Genomic DNA, 19,030 nt, shown 5'->3' with positions numbered 1-19,030 from the left:
CTATCAACTAGGCAGAACCTCAGTGGTCGCAGCAGGATTGACCATGGTCGTATCTAATCGAGTTGGATATAGCTTCGAAACAGCGTGTTGCAGGGCCTCTACCCGACCCATGGACGTGTGATTTTCAGGCAAAAGCTGAAACACTTTGAGCGATTCTAAACGGCGCTCAGTCTGGCCATTGGCACCCACAATGTAAACATCACGCTCTTTCTCAACCGCTTCTTTAATGGCACTTTCTAACGCTAAAGACGCGGTGACCCCCAGATGGGGCACATCCCCTAAATCAAAGACAATGGCATCACATTCACCAATGGCATTGTGCTCACGGGCAATGGCCTTAGCCACACCAAAAATCATGGGGCCACTGAGCTGAAATAACAGCACACGACCATTGCCCTCATCTAACCATCGCTTCTCTTCCGGCAAGAGACGCACCGCATCGTCTGCATCTGAAATGGCGCGTACCGACTCGGAACGCAGCTGACTCAGCCGGTCGATCGTTAAAATATTGGCAACAAATACGCCGATGCCCACAGCCGCAATCAGGTCCACCAATACGGTCAGCGCAATCACGCCATACATGATGAACGCCCCCTTGCGGGAAATTTGATGCGCCCGCTTGAGAAAGTCCCAGTCGATGATATCGATACCTACCTTCAGCGCAATACCGGCCAGAACGGCTAGAGGAATAGTGGCCGCTAAATTTGCTGCCCCAAGAATGACCATCAGCAAGATCAACGCACGGGTCAAACCAGAAAGGGCCGTACGCCCACCGGATTGAATATTGACGACGGTTCCCATGGTGGCACCAGCACCGGCAATGCCCCCAAATAAACCAGACACCAGATTGCCCAGGCCCTGACCAATTAATTCCTTATTCGAATTATGCTCGGTGCGGGTCAAACTATCGGCAATCACAGATGTCAGCAGGGCATCGATACATCCCAACATGCCAAGCACCGCCGCATTCACAAACATTAGCTGCAGCTGACTGGCGCTAAACGTGGGCACCTGCATCTGGGGAAAGCCCATGGGAATTTCACCAATCCGGCGAATGTCGATGTCAGGAAATAGAACCAGGGAGAGCAGGGTGCCTGCAATCAATGCCACCAGTTGGGGCGGGACAAAGCGCTTGATTTTAGCAGGCATAAACCAGATGATGGCGACCGTCAGCAAGGCCAAAAAGGTCTCGGCTGGCTGGATGTTGCTCAATAAGGTTGGCAAGGCCCCCAGTGCACCCAACACCCCACCGGCAGGACTAGCCTGCCCCAAGAACGGAGCTAGCTGCAAAATCACTAGAATGATACCGATACCGGACATAAATCCAGAGATCACGGTGTAGGGCATCATGGTGACATACTTGCCCAGACGCAAAACTCCAAACAGAATTTGGAATAGACCGGCCAGCATGACCACGGTAAACGCCATCGCCATACCGTTTTCAGGATCGGCCGCTGTCAAATTAGCGATAACGGCGGTCATAACCACCGTCATCGGACCCGTGGGTTCGGAAATAAGCGTGGGGGTGCCGCCAAATAGGGCCGCGAAAAAGCCCACAAGCACAGCCCCCCATAGACCTGAGGCCGCACCTGCACCAGACGCGACACCAAAGGCCAATGCCATGGGTAAGGCGATTACTGCAGCGGTGACCCCACCAAATAGGTCACCGCGTAAATTTCGGAAATGGATTCTATTTGTAATACGCATTTTGAAGCACCTTGCTGAGTCAAGCTAAGCTCTACTGAATCGCCTGCCAGTCGTATGAAACATCCTGGAATTTGCCAAGGATGCTGAGGAGGCGATTGCTAAAAAATCGATAAAATCAGCAATCGGCAAAGAATTGATATTAGTAAATGAAGACTTTACCTAACATTGATTTAAGTCTAACAATAAACCTCAGTAGAACAAATATATTTCCAGTTTATGTCTTTCGATTCAAGCAAAAAGTTTTGCTTATACCCTAAAATCAACCAATTAGGACTTGTACAGCGTCAACGCTAAAAATTAGGGCTGGGACGGTGAGTGGTGTGTCAGGTTTGACCGCATTGGAGCACGTCACTCATCCATCTTAAAATTTAGTCTTGACGGACTAGGGCAGCATCAAGGGTTAAACCTGGTATTGGTCTTGATGAAGAGTAAAGGATTACGAGGAACTCTTCAAAAGAACACTAGGGCGGGGCAACACTTTTTATGGTCGGTTTGCGGGGTTGTCGCCACTACGCTGATACATAGGACCTAACAGCGATCGCACAATCCAAACATGCCCCAATCTATTCTCCCACAAGGCATTGCCAGTCTATGGCACCAGGCTATTTCCATTGAACCGGGTTTGCCGTGATGCAACAGTTCGCTCCGCTGTTTAATCCTCTCGTTCAACCACAATGACGTTTTCAGTGACCTTCTCAAAGGTATCATCATGGCTAATCACAAACAGTTGTTTAAACGCCTTCAGACGACCAATCGCCTCCGCTAAGCTCTCCCGACGTGGGCGGTCCATATTGGTGGTAGGCTCATCAAAAAAGGCAATATCAATATCTGCCAGCACCTTTAATAAGGCTAAACGCACTGCCAACGCAGCACACATCTGTTCACCGCCAGAGAGATTAAGAAACCGACGGGTGTTGCCGCCTTCTTGCACCAAAATTTCATAGTCACGGGTCCATTCCAGGGCAACATTTGGGCGGTTGAGTAACTCTCGAAACAACCGATCTGCTTCTCGGGAAATTCCTTGCACATAGCGTTCCGTAATCCGTGGTCCCGCTTCTTTATAGGCCTTACGGGCAAAGTTGATAAACCGTTTTACCCGTTCTTTTTGCTTTACGTCCACGTGGGCCTGATCGCGCTTTTCGGCCACATGCCGTAGGCTTTCTAGCTGGCTCGACAGTTCCGTTTGGAGCTTCCGCTGTTGGGGCAAACTACCGGCAATGCGATCGCACTGGGACTTTAGCTCACCATATTGTTTTTCCAAAAGCTGCAACGCTTCCGGGTCAAAATCTACCGCCAGCTGACCCAGTTCAGTCACCAACGTCTCCTGTTGCTGCGTCAGCTCTGCCACAACCTGGGCAGCTGCCGCCAAATCAGCCGTCAACTGTTCTAGTTTTTGGGCATCTTTTTCATTCTGCACATACAGCAAATAGCCCGCCTGGGAATCTTGACGGAGCTGCTGTTGTTTAGCCAGTTCCACTTCCACATCTGCAAAATCATCAATCTGCTTAGTCAGCGTAGCTAATGCGGCCTCTAGCGTTTGACGTTGACCACGCAGCCTCCCATATTCAGTTTCTACCTGGGCCATCGCCTGCAGCTGTTCTTCCAATACCTGACGACGCCCGTTGGGATCTCCCAAGGCTTTTAACTCAGCTTCTAGCTGTTGTAATTGTTGATTGACCACCTCAGATTGGCTGAGCTGCTGTTCAATTTCTGTCATCTCGGTTTGTAGCCGCTGCTGTTGAGCGCCCAGCTCCGAGAGTCGCAGCTGCAGGGGCTCTCGATTCGCTAATTTGGCCCGATTGCCATAGGCTTTCGTTAAGTCTGCTTGGCCAGTCTTGAGTTGTTTCTGCAATTGGGGCAGATCCACCTGGGCCGACAGATCGGCCAAAATACTTTCTAACGCAGCCAGGGTGGTTTGGCTCAGGGTCTGCCCAGTCGAAATAGCTCCCTTCAGCTGTTCGAGCACATCACTAGAAAGCAACGGCAAACTTTGTTGCAGCTCCCCCAGGGACTCTAGCGCGGAGGCCGCCTGCTGGTCATATGCGCTAGAGTCATTGCGGTGGCTAGCCACCAGCTGCTGCAGCTCTTGCTCAAACTGTTGCGCAGCTTCGATGCGACTCAGCTGCTGCTGCCAACGCTGTTGTTGTTGCTCTAGCGCTGGAATTTGCTCAACGGAGTTTTGCAATATATCTAGTTTGTCCAACGACTGTTTAGTTTGCACACTCTCTTGCCGCAGTCTTCCCAAATGCTCCTGCAAGGACTGTAAACGCATTTTTAACTGAGTCAGCGCCTGCTGCTGTTGTCCTAGCTCTAGACGTTGCTGTTCTAATGCTTTTTGTTGCTTGCAAGCTGCTGCCAACGTCGAAATTTGTTGTTGTAGCTGATCCCGCTGTTCTAGCTGCACTTGCAACCGCGCCATGGCAGTAGCTTGCTGATCTAGGCTACGCTGCTGGGTCTGCTGTTGTTGTAACAGCTGCTGGCGTTGCTGATTTTGTTGATTTAAAGCTTTGAGGGTGGTTTCAATGGCCACATAGCCTCGATAGGCGGCCCCATGGGTTTGACACAGCTCTGTCGCTTGTTGCGATCGCCCGCAGGCCTGTTCGATTAATTGCCGTGCCTGTTGCTTAGCCTCTAGCTGAAGCGTCAACTGCTGCTGTTGCTGTTGCAATGCTTGTATTTTTTGCCCTTGGGCGACCAGGGACTGGCGCGATCGCTGGAGCTGGTCTAAATTCTGTTGCAATGAAGTCAACTGCCGTTCACCCTGGGCAATTTCTTGACCGATGGCGGCATGCCGTTCATCTAAACCTTCCCAAGCCTGTAGCTGTTCGTCATATTGTTGCAGCTGCACCTTTAACAGCTCTACCTGGCCTTCAGCGTAGCGCCTCAGGGTATTCGACTCTTTGTGTACCCGACGGTATTCCTCTACCTTGAGCACACCATCAAAAATTGGCTTACGCTTTTCGGGGCTGAGTAAAAAATCGGCCGTAAATGTGCCCTGGGGCACCCCAATGGTATTGGCAAAGAGCTGCCCCAAGTCTGTGCCGACGGGTACACCCAAATGTTGTTGCAGCCACGGCTCTATCTCATCTTTAATGCGACTATAGTTTAGCCGCTCCCCCAGCTGAGGGTCAAAAATGGTATACCCTCGGCTAGTGCAACGCTCCACTTCGTAGGTACGACTATCGTAGCTAGAAACAAAGGCAACCCTAGCCTGGGCACTACCGCTACCATTACGGATTAAATCTTCTTGCTTATAACTGCCCCGATGATTAAATAGAGTCCAGGCAATGGCCTCTAGGATGCTGGTTTTACCGGCACCATTCACACCACAAATAGCATTGGTGCCTAGTTGAAACTCAAAGTTGCGATCGCGATGGGTCTTGAAATTCGTAAGGGTTACCGACAATAAATACATGACAGGCCCTGACCCCATCCTTCAATAATGCAGCTAGCCAAGTTTAGCGCGTAAACCCCTAACCAGCCGATTGCCTGATATTAATTGAACCTAAAATATATCCGTACGGCCAATGGCGCTGGCAGGCTGACGCAACACTGGCAACGCTTGCTGAGCCCATACCTGCACCTTGGGATGGGAGCTCGTCGCTAACTGCCGACATAACCTAATCGCGGCTGACAATTGCCCACTCTCCTTATAGGCACGCACTAACCAGATATTGGCCGAATAATAAAGTTTATTAGGTGGACGCACCTGGGAAGCAATATATTCCAGACTATTAATCCCTTCATGAAATTGCCCCACTCTCACTGCTTGAATGGCAGCCTCCAGCATCTCTTGTGACATATAACCTCAGTTCTAAAAGTGTGTAAGTAAAAAACCAAGACAGCTGCTGCTGCATAAAGCACATAAAACCGCCCCCCTCACCAGACAAGTTAGAGCTACGACTCTTGGGGAACTGCGGCCTAGACCGCCATTGAGTCCCACTCAAGCCAAACCAGATTAGACGACCTAAACAGCCGCCCTGATCGATCTATTTCTTGAGAAGGAGGCCCAATACGATTAACCCCTCTATCTCGTCGTAAGCTCCCTCTTTCTTCGAAGTTAATTCTTTAGAAAATGTAGGCCTTGATTTTGTTCCAGATGATTAGGAATTCAGTCATAAAAATAATAGATCGTAAAGAATTAAAAAACCTCGTACATCAAGAAAACTGACATCAAAAACGTTTAATGATTCCCCACTTGAATGCCCCCAGCCATCTCAACCAGAAACACTCCTAACTAAGATGGCCTAAAACAATGGAAAAAACAAAGGGATCGCGAATCTCTCCGTACTGCAGCCCCTGATTGATGTAAAGCCCAAAGAGGCCTATGGCTAGATTCTCTGTATTTACCCCAACAATCCACGTATTCATGCCATACCACCTTCTAGTTAGTTATATGAACAGAACTTGCAAGTTTGAACTATGGCTGATGTTGTATGAACGACATCAATCTGCCAGTACTCAAGCAACCAACCCTCCGTACATTTCATATGCACCAAAAAGCTTAAACGGTTATCACGACAGTATTTGAACTGACGGGTCCGTAACAACACGGACACTACAGCCATCAAACTTCAGCCAATTGGCGTATACCCAACAATAAAAATCAAGCTATCAGCGATCGCCAGCACACACACCGAAAATTAGCCTTAAATATACGCACACTTATACCAACAAAACTTGATAAGACTAGTACTACCGCGGACCATGCCTTTACATTGAATCAACTATTTTTGATGTTTTCGTGTAGTTTCTACGAGAATTTATCGACCCCCAAAAAGCATCAACATATTGAATTGTGTTGATATAGGCAGGGTGGGGGTTTTAGCCCCCTAGCCTATCCGCAAAAACTTCTATATGTTGAGAACGTAATACTCTTGTTACAAGTAAAATCACGTTGCAGCCATGCACGATTCACTTGAACACCTCTATAGAAGAATCCTTTAAAAACCATCATCAATTTTGGTCAAGCCCCCCTAACCCATGGCCAAAGTTATGACATTAAATCTACTGGCATAAGCAAGCGACCTCCCAGCTTATGCCGATTACTCCGCATTACAGAGACGGGCAAATACGTCCTCTAATGCTTATCAGGAAAAACCTATGTCACGGGATGCTCTTATTGTTGGAATTAACCAATATCAATATTTACCCAAATTGACAGCGGCAGCGAAAGATGCAGAAGGGATGGCCAGTCTTTTAGAAAGTCATGGCAACTTTCGAGTGCGTAGGTTACCTGAGATTATTGATCATCAAAGGCCCACGGTAGGTCAAAATACTTCGGTCTCTTTACAACAACTAGAAGCAAGTCTAGTGCGCTTGCTCATCCCTAAAGGAGATCATATTCCAGAGGCCGTTTTCTTTTATTTTTCAGGCCATGGCCTCCAGAGAGACGTCGGTATACGAGAAGGTTTTCTAGCCACTAGCGACACCCAAGTAGATACGTCCAACAGTGGCTTATCCCTATCTTGGCTGCGCCGCATTATCCGCCATAGCCCCATTCGGCAAATTGTTGTTATTTTAGATTGTTGCCACAGTGGTGAGTTCTTAGCCCTCAAAGAAGATTCGTGGCAAGGCAGCGATGGTCAAAGCTATCTCTTTATTGCAGCCTCTCGGGAATATGAAGAAGCGTATGAATCCCTTGAAGGAGACTACAGTGTTCTAACCCAGGCAGTCCTATCTGGGCTTTCACCTCAACAATCGGATAGCAACCGGGTCACCAGCACGGACCTCATCGCATCGATTACCAAGCAGCTCAGCAATGAAATTCAACAACCTCTGTTTGAACAAGGAGGAAGTGAAATTGTCATTACCCAAAAAACAGACAATAATCTCGTTGAGACCGACAACAGTTCCGTTATCTCTCGCCTCAAAAAATATAGTCTCAACTTTTGCCCTTACCGTGGGTTCCAACCCTTTGAAGAGAAACACACCGACTATTATTTTGGCAGAGAACCCCTAATCCAAGCAGTCCTACAAAAGCTGCAGCAGCAAAATATTTGTGTATTGGTAGGCGCTTCCGGCAGTGGTAAAACTTCCCTATTACGCGCCGGGGTGATGGCACGGTTGGCATCGGGTCAGGATATTGCCGGTAGCGAAAATTGGATTGTACGCTACCTGACCCCTGGACAACGGCCTCTGAAAAATTTAGCCAAGGCTTTTGCAACTGAGACTCCGGGCATTGATGTGGCCAGTCAATTATCCCAAGCTGATGAGCTATTGCGTCAGGAACCCAATGGGTTGATGCACCTCGTTAATGGTGCTTTGCTCAAACAACCGGGTACCTCCAAATTTTGGTTGGTAATCGACCAATTTGAAGAGCTGCTAACGCCCACAACGGACCCTCACCTCCAGGCAGAACAGCAGCAAACCCTAGAGCTTTTGTTGCAAGCCATGACGTGTCCTGCCACATCATTGGGTCTTGTCATTGGCCTACGTTCAGATGCCCTCGATGCATTAACGCTCCATAAAACCTTATTTTCACTGGTTGAGCATCATCGGGTGGTGCTGACGCCCATGACATACCAAGAAATTCGCGATGTGATTGAAAAACCCGCCGCGAAAATGGGCTTGGCCTTGGATCCGTATTTAGTACATCACCTAACGCTCGACTTAACCGGGGCACCTGGGGAATTGGCACTGCTCCAGAGCATTTTGCAAGAGCTATGGCGGCAGCGAAAAGCACACCCCCTGAAACAGGAAAACCCCTGCCTTTCATTGGATAGCTACCTCAAACTGGGGCGTCTTTCTCAAATTTTGGTCCAGCGTGCCACCGATTGCTATGACACCCTATCTGCTGACGAACAGCCAGTGGCCCAGCGCATATTTTTAACCCTATGTGACCTAGGTGAGGGCCGCTTGGATCAAAGCCGTCGCGCCCGCAAATGTGAGTTGGTCAACCGTCAGTTTCCCAAGGCAATGGTTGATCAGGTCTTGGCTAAATTAATCGCCGCCCGCCTGGTTGTGACGAATAAGATTTCAGCGGTGCCCCAAGGCGAAGGACAAGGAATTGCGACGGCGGCCTGGGAAACCCGTGACTCTGACACAGCAACCGTGAAACGTTGGCTAGTAGCCAATTGGCCCAAACCTCAGACAACGGATGAAACCATAGAATTGGCCCACAACTCATTGGTATCGGATTGGCCCTTATTGCGAGCATGGTTACACTGCGATCGCACCTTACTAAAACAGCAACGGGACATCGAAGAACGTGCCTGGGTATGGCAAGACCGCGGAGCCCCCAAGGGATCCGACTACCTCCTGAGTCAACAATATCTAAGAAAGAGCCGTGATTTTTTACGGGGACATCGTTCTGATCTGTCTACCCTAGCCCAAACATTTGTCGAAACTAGCCAACGCGCAGCCACGTTTGCCCTGTGGCAATCTCGCAGTGTTGCCGTACTCCTACCCCTGGCTATGATGGCGGGGATGACCGTTTCTTTAGCACGCCAACCCGACATCGCCCCTGACAGCATCGACATTCAAGCCCTATACCCCGTAGTCCCGGCCAATGTAGGCAGTGCAGGCATTGACAGACTCACCGTGACATCCAAAATTCTCGCCTTTCACCAGCAACACCCCACCTCTGCACTGAGCAAAGTATCGATTACGCAGCTAGCAGATCTAATGACCCACCAGGTAATCGCCACCCAGATTAGTCAATAAGTTCGGAAGTCGGAGATCGGAAGTCGGAAATGGGCAAACATCCCGACCTCCAACGTCCGAACTCTACTGAAACCCAAGCAATCGAAATGGATAACTATCCCCCATAGAGCAGGATCTTTGCTATAACATCTATGCTTGCGCGGTTTAGCAGCCCAAAGTCATCACAGCAGCGATCAAGATTAGGAGTTACCAACTATGGGCCATCGAATCAGCCCTATGCTCAAACGATACATTGACTACTGGCTGCTGGCAGCTCTATCCTTTGCGCTGACAACCATTGGCAATCCTTGGGTCTAATGGTCTGCCAACCTGACGCAACCCATAAACTAAAACCGACGCCACCCTACCACCGCTGCCCCATTAACAAACCATTCCCCAGGCTAGAAAACTCGCCCTTCCTCGAAGCATTAAAGTTAAGATCTTTTTGAGGATCAGCAACGCTATTTTTTAAACCGTGACGTTTTCTATCGCTAATCTGCAGCCACGCTGGCAACTGCCAGCGGCTGTAAAGACAGTATTTCTGAGTTTCATTGTTATCGCCACACTATGTGTGGCCTGGGCTAGCCCTGCTGCCGCAGAACCAGCCCAGGCCACATTTGCTGGCGGCTGTTTCTGGTGTATGGAACATCCATTTGATGAACTGCCCGGTGTCACTAACACCACATCGGGCTATATGGGTGGCACGGTAGAGGACCCTAGCTACTATCAGGTATCGTCTGGCAACACCGGCCATGCAGAAGTAGTCCAGGTGGAGTATGACAGCGACATTGTGAGCTACGACACCCTATTGGATACGTTCTGGCGCAATGTGGACCCCCTAGATAGTCGGGGCCAATTTTGCGATAAGGGCAGCCAATATCGTTCCGCCATTTTTTATGGCACTGAAACGGAGCAACAGTTGGCGGAAACCTCGAAACAAACAGTCGGGAAACTGTTTGACCAGCCCATTGCCACCTCCGTTGTGCCCGCTAGCCAATTTTATGCCGCCGAAGATTACCACCAAGACTATTACCAAACCCACCCAGCCCGCTATCGGATTTATCGCTTTGGCTGTGGCCGTGACCAGCGCTTGGCGGAACTATGGGGTCAAGCACCCCAATAGGACTCAGTTTTAGACATAGAGCAATCTAAATGCTCAAGAGTGAGAAAACTGACTAAAGTAAAAGATAGATGTAATCGAACGAGTATCCATGACTGCTGTAAAGCTTTCTGCCCGCGACATGATGCGCGCGGCCTACGAAAATCGCTACACCTGGGATAGTAACTTTCCTGGCTATACGACTGATGTGGAGTTTAAGCATGGCGATCGCACCTATGCTGGCAAGGCTCGCGTCAACCCTGACCTATCGGCTGAGGTCTTTGACATTGAAGATGAAGCCGCACTCAAGCTGATCAAGGGCCAGCTGTGGGAAGTAGCCATCCACCGGGTACGTCGTGAGTTTGAAGACACCCATGGCAAAAACACCTTCGCCCTAGGCGACACCGATGAGCGCGGTGCCGTCGAAATTTTAGTCGAAGGTAAGTCCACCGGCGATAAGTACAAGGTACTCAATAACGAGGTAGTGCTGGTCCATCGCCATATCCATGGTGTTGTGGTCACCATCAACACCTTCAGCACCCACGATACGGGTGCGGGCTATTTGTCCCACACCTACGATTCTGTGTACCACGACCCCAAAACTGGGGAGCAGAAAAAAGGGCGCAGCGAATTCACCGATGAATATGACAAGGTCGGCGATTATTTTGTGCTCACTCGCCGGGCAGTCACATCTAGCGATGAAGGCGATATGGAGTTTATCTTCTCTAACATCCAACCGTCTGAGCCGAAGGCCGCTTAAGCCAGCCAACACCTGCCCGCCTAATCAACGCAGCGCCGCTTACCACAGCGTCGCTCGCCTATCTCAGCGGGCAGTGTTTGCGTAGTTCGGTCGTCACCCGGCCAATATTTGCTTCAGAATCTAGCTGTAGCTGCCGCACCTGGGTTTCGACTCGAGGGTTCAACGTAGCGGCCTCAGCAATCAACTCAGCGGCTTGGTAGCGATAGTCCGAAGCTCGTTGATACGCTTCGACAAAACGAAACTGCACGTTCTGCAATGCCCGATTGGACAGCCTCAGACCGTCGAGCACTTGGGAAATATCGTAGTAAACCCGGCCCACCTGACGCTCAATTCCTTGGTTGTAGCCAGATCCGCCACGGTTGCCTTCATAAATTTGCTGAACCTGCAGATTTCCATCCGCCAATGCACCATTGATCGCAGCACATTCCTCCTGGGGAGTACAGCTCACCAGGACAAGGCAACACACCAAAACACTCAGCGATAGTAGCTGACGGCACTTAGCCCAAAGAACAGTGGAACGGTAGAAATTAAGCATAGATTTTTGCGATCGCGGGCTATATTCGGCTGATTACGATACAGGACACATCAAAACAGCTACAGGGTCTTAAGCGATGGCTGAAATAAAGGATAAGACAATCCGTGTGACAGGTCAGATCACAGCATCTATAAAGATGCGGCTATCCCCAAAATCAGCAGCGCCATCCTAAATTTTACGAGTACCTGGAAATATCCCAGGACATCTAGTCAAACATAGCCGAACAACGAGGATAGCAACGTGAACATTGGTTTTCTGGGCACAGGTCTAATGGGCGCACCCATGGCGCACCAGCTCCAAGCCGCAGGTCATCAAGTGTATGCCTGGAATCGCACAGCCACCAAAGTAGACTCCCTGGCAGCCACAGGCATTAAACCCACCGCCACCGCCATCGACACCATTACCGCAGCAGACAGGCTCATTGTTTTAATGCTGACCGATGCCGCAGCCATTCAAAGCACCCTGCTTACCGCCGAAGCAAGGGCTCACCTCAGCGGGCGCACCATCCTCCAAATGGGCACCATTGCCCCCCAAGAAAGCAAAGCCATTGCCACGGCTGTCACAGCCGCTGGGGGTAGCTATCTCGAAGCACCCGTCCTTGGCAGTATTCCCGAAGCCAAGGCAGGTAAGCTCATTGTGATGGTGGGCAGCACCCCAGAACAGTTCGACCAATGGCTACCCATTCTGAAATGCTTTGGCCCAGACCCTCAACTGATGGGACCGGTGGGCGCAGGCAGCGGAGTCAAACTCGCCATGAATCAGCTAATTGGCACCCTCACCACCGCCTTTTCCATGAGCCTAGGCCTAGTGGAGCAAGAGTCTATTGATATTGAAAAATTTATGGCCATTGTGCGCCAAAGCGCACTTTATGCACCCACGTTTGATAAAAAACTAGGCCGCATGTGCGATCGCAACTTTGCCAATCCCAACTTCCCCACCAAGCACCTGCTCAAAGATATGAACCTCTTTGTCCAAGCAGCGGAAAGCTTTAATGCCGAGGTGGCCCAAAGTGTTGCCCACATGGCCCAAAAAGCCGTGGAACAAGGATTAGCCGATCAAGACTATTCAGCCGTCTTCGCTGCGGTCAATGACCAATAATCGGCCCAGTTAATTCACAAAAGAGAAGCCAACAAACAAAATCCCCTCCGAGGAGGGGAGAAATTATCACTTGAACCTAAGCCCTAAATAGCCCCTAAGCTAAAGACTAGATTTAAGCCGTTAACGCCTGGGCCTTCACAGGTTCTGACAGGGCACCAAAGCGACGATCGCGATGTTGAAACGCCAACAGTGCCTGATGGAACTGGTGCCGATCAAATTCGGGCCAAAATACATCGGTGAAATACATTTCTGCATAGGCCATCTGCCATAGCAAAAAATTACTTAACCGCTGCTCACCGCTTGTGCGAATCAACAAATCTGGATCGCTACTACCCGAGGTATATAGGTGACGCTCCAACAACTCTTCAGTAATCGCATTGGCAGATAGTTCGCCCTTCTCTACACGTTCTGCCACCGAGCGGCAAGCCTGGGTAATCTCATGGCGGCTACCGTAATTAATCGCCACGTTAAACTCCACCGCATCATTGTGCTGCGTTTGCTCCATGGAGCGCTCCATTTCCCGACGCAGCGATGCGTGCAGCCCAGTCAAATCACCAATAAAGCGAATCCGCACCCCTTCGCGATGCATTTCTGAGAGCTCTTTACGTAGGAGCCGCTCAAACAACACCATTAAAAAGTCCACTTCCTCGTGGGGACGTCGCCAGTTTTCAGTGGAAAACGCATAGGCCGTTAGGGCACCAATGCCCCAGTCCTTGCAGCAGCGCAGTAAATCTTTGAGGACATTAGCCCCACGACGATGGCCTTCAATCCGTGGCAAACTTTGGCGCTGAGCCCATCGACCATTACCATCCATAATCACAGCTACGTGGTTGGGTAAGCCACGAGGATCAAGGTCGGACGGTAGAATTTGTAGAGGTTGGGTCGTCATAATTGCAGATGCGTATTGCTCCAAATATGCATTAAATGTGACTAGACTGCTGTGCGCTAATGCGCAGTCACCAGAGTCAAGTTCACCAAAAATTACCGTTACCGATTTTCAAGACAACACCATCTGAACCAAGGTCAATGTGCCAATAGTTTGCAGATAACGTCATACCGGAAATCAACAACGCCAAAAATTAAAAATATTGGCTCCCTAAGAGCCCATCCACTTTCCTGTAGTCTGTCTCCACAGCGTCCCCGAATAGGAAATACCGTGAACTGATCCAAGGATGCCCCAAATCCTCTAATTTACAGACGTTCGGCTTCAGCCTAACCAGGCAACACCTAGAACGCCTATCAAAATCAGTTGATTAGGGCCAAGCCCCACCAGTTTACCCTTTTGGCCTAAAATCAGTGGCGCTGCTGATTCTCGGGCTAGTTGAGCGTTGCCATCTTCAGACCATGGGTCAGCGTGGCAAATTGCTTCATACCAAGCATTAGCAGCAGCTTACTCAGGCTGCCAGGGCGAAACAGGCGTTTAGCCTCAGAAAACAGAGGGATGAGTAGATTGCACTCCATTAACACTCTACTGAGTGCTTTGTCTGAGATTGTAGGTAAGTGTCTGACTTTAAAGGTCTGAAAAAGTCGGAATATTTGATACGCAATGGTCCTGACCGTAACGGTAGTCTGACAATAAGAAACCATTGACGATTGCCGATGGGTGTAGACAACGCCATTGAATTTACTGATTCACTACTTTATGAGAAAACTGGTCAGCACCTCAGCGACCTCCAGTGCTGTATCTTGCAGCAGGTGTGGGGTGGCAAAACCTATCGTGCGATCGCAGCCGTTGCCGGCTACAGCGAAGGCCACGTTAAAGATGTCGCATCCCAGCTATGGCGACTTCTGTCGGATGTTCTAGGCGAACGCATTACCAAGGGCAACTACCGATCGCGGCTGGTCTATTGGCTCAAGCGTGCCAAACGCAAAGTGATCACCGTCGCTGATCGCGTGAGTCCTCATCTACATACAGCAGTGGCCGCACCGGCCCCCGCTCCAACCACAGACAATATCGACCCCCATTTTATTGGCCGCGATGCGCACATCCAAACCCTAGAGGATCTGAAATCCCAAGGCCATAAAATCATCGTCATTCAAGGAGAAGGGGGCCTAGGCAAAACCACACTGGCCCAGCATTATCTACGCCAAACCAGCTTTGACATCCTTCTGGAATGGCGAGTGGCCCAAGAAACCTCTAGCTTGACCGATGTGGAACATATTTTAGATGAATGGTTACGGCAGGATCTAGGGGATGAACCAGGCCAGGACCTGAGCATTAGCCTCAGCCGATTAAAGCGCCATCTCAAACAAAAACACATTGGCATTTTGATCGACAATCTGGAACCAGCCCTAGATGGGAACGGCCAATTTGTGCCAGAAGCCCGCTCCTACGCAGAACTCCTGAAGTTACTGTCCGACTTTTCGATCCAGGCCACCACCCTCATCACTAGCCGCGACCGTCTTTGCGAACCAGGCATTAAGGCCCACCACTATCGCCTACCCCGGCTGACGTTCGTTAATTGGCAACAATGTTTTAGCTACCATCAGCTACGTTTACCAACAACGGATGAGATTTTGCAACGGCTACACCGCGCCTACGGGGGCAATGCCAAAGCCATGGAGATTTTATGCAGTACGGTACAAACCGACTTCAATGGAGATTTAGCCGCTTACTGGCAGGCCTATGGGGCAAATCCCCTCGCTGAAATTGACCTCAAAAATTTGGTCATTAGCCAAATCGATCGACTGCAGTGTTTAGATCCAGTGGCCCATCAGTTACTGTGTCGTCTCAGCTGCTATCGCTATCAGGCCATTGCCAAGCTGCCCCTGGCAGCGGTGCTAGCCCAGGGACAGGAGCAGGATGCACAACGTGCGATCGCATCCCTGCGCAATCGTTCCCTGATCGAAATGGAACATGGCCAATACTGGCTGCATCCGATTATTCGCGCCGTGGCCATCGAACGCCTGCGCCAGGATGCAGCACTCTGGCACCAGGCCAACCAAGCCGCCGCCCACTATTGGACCAGCAGCATTACCGTGCTCAAATCCATTATGGATGCACAACAGGCCCTAGAAGCCTACTATCACCACATCGCCATTGACGACTACTCAGCCGCCGCAAACGTGTTGTTAAAAAGCCGTCACAACCAATGGCAACAGTTTTTACCCCTAGCCAGTAGCCTATACCGCATGGGTTTTCTCCATCCCGTTAGCACCGTCATTACAGATGTCCTCACCCATTTAGAAAATGAATCAACGCCCCTATTGCAAGTGAGTGAGCTACGCAATATTCTCGGCGACATTTACTGGATTACGGGCGAGATTCAAGCCGCTATCACCTGCCAAGAGAGTACACTCTCCACGACCCATCGCCACCTCGATAACGTTACCAATCTAGATGCGCGCAGACATTATTATCTCCAGATGTTAAACATCGACTCCCAGCTTAGCCTGGGCCTCTATGCCATGGATCTATGGGAACTAGACCAAGCAAAAGATGCTTTAACAACTGTGATTAACCAGGGAGAAAACACCCGCCACCAAGCCTGGGCCGACAAAGCCACCGTAGCCCTAGCCCTAACCCATGCATACCAGGGGCAGGCACAAACAGCCTCCACGCTGGCCAAGCGATGTTTGCATACCTTCACCCACCAAAGTTCCCAGTCAGGCAGGCTCGCCTACTTTATTCAACTATTAGGACAAACCTACGGGCAGCTCGGCCACCTAGACCAAGCCAAAAACCTTTACCAGCAGGCCCTTAACTTCGCAGAAGCGGGCCATTATCCCCAGGTCAAAGCAAAAGCCCTCACAGGCCTTGCTACGATTAGCCGTCAGCACCAGCAGCCAGCAGAAGCACTGCAATACCATAGCCAATCTGTTGAGCTATTTGACGGCATCGGCGCTAAGTGTGATTTGGCCTATGCCTATGTGGAATTAGGCCATACCTATCTCAGTTTGCAAAAAGTTGATGTAGCCCATCAGTATTGGCACCAGGCATTAGCCCTATATAGAGATATTGACGCCCAAAAGCAGATGCATCGGGTCCTGAACTTGTTGAACAATAAACAATCTTGATGCATCTCTTGTAATAGTCTTTAACATCAAGATTGTTTATTGTTTAGTTTTATAGTAAGGACATAAACAATACGGATTTCTTCATCCGTGATTTATCCAACCCTCGGAGTTACTGACTATTCTAGAAATGTGCGAAAGGAGCACCTCAGCAAGCTTCCTTGAGACAGAAGTTAGCTGCCAGTACGATCGGTCTCTTTGATTCTGAAAGCCAATGACAGACTGCGCGGTGCAAACCGGCAGTCTTTTTTTTAGCCGTCCCACATTCCCTGCTAACTGAACAAATTCGAAGCTACGCCTAAACCAATAGGCCCTTACGACTCCGCTCAAGGAGCGCTGTTTTTTATGACAACAGTTTTTGAAACAACATTTTTTTATTTTTTTTTCAAGGCCGGTCTTTTGCCTACTCTGGGATACCCGATGCAATTAGCCTATAAACAAAAGAGCAATACTTATCCCAGCAATACCGTTGGTGAAGCGAAGCCGAAGTCAACACTCCTAACCAGGGTCCCCTAGCCCCTCTGGCACAGCCATGCCGTAGAACAAAATATTTCCAAACACACGCTTGATTATCTACGCGCAATATCAACGGGCAACCACAAGGAATTACCCCTACCGAAAAAACCCTTTTTAATGGGAGCAACTGACACTGCAGCATTGACCTCAATAAGAGCCAAGCACATCGCCCGAGGCTCTCACCACTTGCTTGGCCATGGCATAGGCACCATGTTGTTGAAACAACCACGCATGGAACTGTTGCATGGTTTGATTTTTTTGTGCCAGAGTTTGCACGTTTTCTAAACTCTTTACTTCCCGAGACTTTCTTGCAGCCAGAAGCTTCGGATCAATGCCTGCATCACTGACAGCCTGAAACTCCAGCTCATAATTCTGAGACAGTCCTTCTAAACCATATATCCATTCAAAAATTCCTTGGGTCCTAGGCATATGAAACTCAGAGGTAACGATTAAAAGTCTCTTAAGCTGCAACGGGTCAATGTGAATGACCCGCGAGAAGTAAACGTTACCAATGGTGTCGTAGGAACAGGTTTCGACTAAAATCTGCTCTGGGGCAATGCCCCGTTGAATTAAATACTGAGCGGCAGCAACAGATTCGAAAATGGGGAAGCCTTCGGGATCTAGGGGAGGAGGCTTATGGGTGGTACCTGCGCTGAGGGGGATGATGTAGGAAGCACTCTGACTGATTTCAATGGCGTGGGTAAGCCGCCGTTGGGTCCACAGGGGTAGCTCACCATTGGCACGGACACCACCACCGGGAATGAAGACTGCATCGTAGGCGTTCATCATATATTTTGGATGCCAATGCTACGAATCCCTGGCATGCTAACGGCAGAAAAGCACACCTGAATTCTGACATCTGCCTCTCTGACATCTGCCTCAACGAACCCACTTCTCGCGACCCATCGATATTGGCCCCTCGGCAACCCTACATTTCGTCTGCGACAACAAAATTTTCCACCGCGTCAAAGCCCAACCCTTTGCGCAAAATAACCGGCTCATCGTCCGTCATATCCAAAATCGTCGATGCCAGATAGCTAGGATCCGTCTCACTATCGATAATGATGTCCACCTGCTTCTCTAAAGCATCAAACAGCTCATACCGCGAAAAATACGCCTCATCCATATCCCCCGTATGGGCCGATGTGGAAATAATCGGATTGCCTAAGCTTTTCAACAGCGACTGACACACCGGACTATCGGGCACCCGAATCCCCGTCGTCTTCCGTTTCGGATTCATCACCAGCTTGGGAACCAGCTTGGTCGCTGGCAAAATAAACGTATAGGGCCCCGGCACCAAATGACGCATTGTGCGATAGGCGGGATCGCTCACGTAGGCATATTCCGCAATATTAGATAGCGACGAACATAAAAACGTCAGCGGCTTATCATTCGATAGCTTTTTCAGCTGCCGCACTCGCTTAATTGCATTTTTTGACAATAGATCACAACCAATGGCATACACCGTATCCGTGGCGTACAGCATGATCGCGCCACTTTGCAGTTGCTTACGGATTTTGTCAATTTTAAAAGTCTGAGGCGTCTCTGGGTGGAGAGTATAAATTGTAGCCATAGGTCGAGCCCCCAATACTGAGCTCACTACTGCAACAGCCATAGTAGCGAGGATTACCGTAATCTTATACAAACGGCTACGTCT

The 19,030-nt window shown here is 49.7% G+C and carries 13 protein-coding genes; 5 read left to right on the top strand and 8 right to left on the bottom strand.

Going from position 1 to position 19,030, the window contains the following annotated elements:
- Positions 1-3: 3 nt before the first annotated feature.
- From bicA to IXB28_RS13970, 4 genes are all read right to left on the bottom strand, one after another.
- Positions 4-1,707: a bicarbonate transporter BicA gene (gene bicA / locus IXB28_RS13985; RefSeq protein ID WP_215619220.1), complete on the bottom strand. Its 1,704-nt coding sequence runs from the start codon at positions 1,705-1,707 to the stop codon at positions 4-6.
- Positions 1,708-2,359: 652 nt separating this feature from the next.
- Positions 2,360-5,122 (bottom strand): AAA family ATPase, encoded by a 2,763-nt coding sequence (locus tag IXB28_RS13980; protein WP_215619219.1) that lies wholly within the window; start codon positions 5,120-5,122, stop codon positions 2,360-2,362.
- Between the two features lie 90 nt (positions 5,123-5,212).
- Positions 5,213-5,509 carry a hypothetical protein gene (locus IXB28_RS13975; protein ID WP_215619218.1) on the bottom strand — a complete coding sequence of 99 codons (297 nt, stop codon included), beginning with the start codon at positions 5,507-5,509 and terminating at the stop codon, positions 5,213-5,215.
- A 431-nt stretch (positions 5,510-5,940) separates the two neighbouring features.
- Complete coding sequence (locus IXB28_RS13970) at positions 5,941-6,078, bottom strand: hypothetical protein (protein WP_215619217.1); 138 nt, start codon at positions 6,076-6,078, stop codon at positions 5,941-5,943.
- Between the two features lie 732 nt (positions 6,079-6,810).
- On the opposite strand from IXB28_RS13970, the gene IXB28_RS13965 reads away from it, so the two are divergent.
- The 3 genes from IXB28_RS13965 to IXB28_RS13955 all read left to right on the top strand — a co-directional run bounded on the left by IXB28_RS13965 (position 6,811) and on the right by IXB28_RS13955 (position 11,210).
- Positions 6,811-9,372, top strand: coding sequence for an nSTAND1 domain-containing NTPase (locus tag IXB28_RS13965; RefSeq protein WP_215619216.1), 2,562 nt, complete (start codon positions 6,811-6,813; stop codon positions 9,370-9,372).
- Between the two features lie 529 nt (positions 9,373-9,901).
- Positions 9,902-10,474 (top strand): peptide-methionine (S)-S-oxide reductase MsrA, encoded by a 573-nt coding sequence (gene msrA, locus IXB28_RS13960; protein ID WP_407659211.1) that lies wholly within the window; start codon positions 9,902-9,904, stop codon positions 10,472-10,474.
- 88 nt (positions 10,475-10,562) lie between these two features.
- Positions 10,563-11,210 carry a DUF3386 domain-containing protein gene (locus tag IXB28_RS13955; RefSeq protein ID WP_215619215.1) on the top strand — a complete coding sequence of 216 codons (648 nt, stop codon included), beginning with the start codon at positions 10,563-10,565 and terminating at the stop codon, positions 11,208-11,210.
- Positions 11,211-11,268: 58 nt separating this feature from the next.
- On the opposite strand, the gene IXB28_RS13950 is transcribed toward IXB28_RS13955, so the two are convergent.
- The gene (locus tag IXB28_RS13950; RefSeq protein WP_215619214.1) at positions 11,269-11,745 is read right to left on the bottom strand and encodes a hypothetical protein; all 477 of its coding nucleotides are present in this window, start codon (positions 11,743-11,745) and stop codon (positions 11,269-11,271) included.
- A gap of 240 nt (positions 11,746-11,985) precedes the next feature.
- Between IXB28_RS13950 and IXB28_RS13945 the strand changes: the two genes are divergently transcribed.
- Positions 11,986-12,843: an NAD(P)-dependent oxidoreductase gene (locus IXB28_RS13945; protein WP_215619213.1), complete on the top strand. Its 858-nt coding sequence runs from the start codon at positions 11,986-11,988 to the stop codon at positions 12,841-12,843.
- Positions 12,844-12,955: 112 nt separating this feature from the next.
- Here IXB28_RS13945 and uppS read toward each other — a convergent pair whose 3' ends face one another.
- The gene (gene uppS / locus IXB28_RS13940; RefSeq protein WP_215619212.1) at positions 12,956-13,732 is read right to left on the bottom strand and encodes a polyprenyl diphosphate synthase; all 777 of its coding nucleotides are present in this window, start codon (positions 13,730-13,732) and stop codon (positions 12,956-12,958) included.
- Positions 13,733-14,442: 710 nt separating this feature from the next.
- Between uppS and IXB28_RS13935 the strand changes: the two genes are divergently transcribed.
- Entirely contained in the window at positions 14,443-16,860 is a 2,418-nt protein-coding gene (locus tag IXB28_RS13935) for an AAA family ATPase (RefSeq protein ID WP_215619211.1), read from the top strand.
- Between the two features lie 660 nt (positions 16,861-17,520).
- Here the strand turns inward: IXB28_RS13935 and IXB28_RS13930 are convergent.
- Both IXB28_RS13930 and IXB28_RS13925 read right to left on the bottom strand, forming a co-directional pair.
- On the bottom strand, positions 17,521-18,162 hold the full coding sequence (locus IXB28_RS13930) for a YdcF family protein (RefSeq protein WP_215619210.1): 642 nt from the start codon (positions 18,160-18,162) through the stop codon (positions 17,521-17,523).
- Between the two features lie 139 nt (positions 18,163-18,301).
- On the bottom strand, positions 18,302-18,946 hold the full coding sequence (locus IXB28_RS13925; protein ID WP_215619209.1) for an L-threonylcarbamoyladenylate synthase: 645 nt from the start codon (positions 18,944-18,946) through the stop codon (positions 18,302-18,304).
- Positions 18,947-19,030 lie beyond the last annotated feature (84 nt).

Origin of the sequence: Leptothoe kymatousa TAU-MAC 1615, assembly GCF_018739865.1 — a bacterium.
Taxonomy (GTDB): domain Bacteria; phylum Cyanobacteriota; class Cyanobacteriia; order Phormidesmidales; family Phormidesmidaceae; genus Leptothoe; species Leptothoe kymatousa.
Note: the sequence above shows the minus strand (reverse complement) of the source record. Positions and strands in the feature narration are given on the sequence as shown.

What these genes read in the sequence shown, in the direction of transcription:
- bicA (WP_215619220.1), bottom strand. Translation starts at nt 1,707, where the DNA reads ATGCGTATTACAAATAGAATCCATTTCCGAAATTTACGCGGTGACCTA.
- IXB28_RS13980 (WP_215619219.1), bottom strand. Translation starts at nt 5,122, where the DNA reads ATGTATTTATTGTCGGTAACCCTTACGAATTTCAAGACCCATCGCGAT.
- IXB28_RS13975 (WP_215619218.1), bottom strand. Translation starts at nt 5,509, where the DNA reads ATGTCACAAGAGATGCTGGAGGCTGCCATTCAAGCAGTGAGAGTGGGG.
- IXB28_RS13970 (WP_215619217.1), bottom strand. Translation starts at nt 6,078, where the DNA reads ATGAATACGTGGATTGTTGGGGTAAATACAGAGAATCTAGCCATAGGC.
- IXB28_RS13965 (WP_215619216.1), top strand. Translation starts at nt 6,811, where the DNA reads ATGTCACGGGATGCTCTTATTGTTGGAATTAACCAATATCAATATTTA.
- IXB28_RS13955 (WP_215619215.1), top strand. Translation starts at nt 10,563, where the DNA reads ATGACTGCTGTAAAGCTTTCTGCCCGCGACATGATGCGCGCGGCCTAC.
- IXB28_RS13950 (WP_215619214.1), bottom strand. Translation starts at nt 11,745, where the DNA reads ATGCTTAATTTCTACCGTTCCACTGTTCTTTGGGCTAAGTGCCGTCAG.
- uppS (WP_215619212.1), bottom strand. Translation starts at nt 13,732, where the DNA reads ATGACGACCCAACCTCTACAAATTCTACCGTCCGACCTTGATCCTCGT.
- IXB28_RS13935 (WP_215619211.1), top strand. Translation starts at nt 14,443, where the DNA reads ATGGGTGTAGACAACGCCATTGAATTTACTGATTCACTACTTTATGAG.
- IXB28_RS13930 (WP_215619210.1), bottom strand. Translation starts at nt 18,162, where the DNA reads ATGATGAACGCCTACGATGCAGTCTTCATTCCCGGTGGTGGTGTCCGT.
- IXB28_RS13925 (WP_215619209.1), bottom strand. Translation starts at nt 18,946, where the DNA reads ATGGCTACAATTTATACTCTCCACCCAGAGACGCCTCAGACTTTTAAA.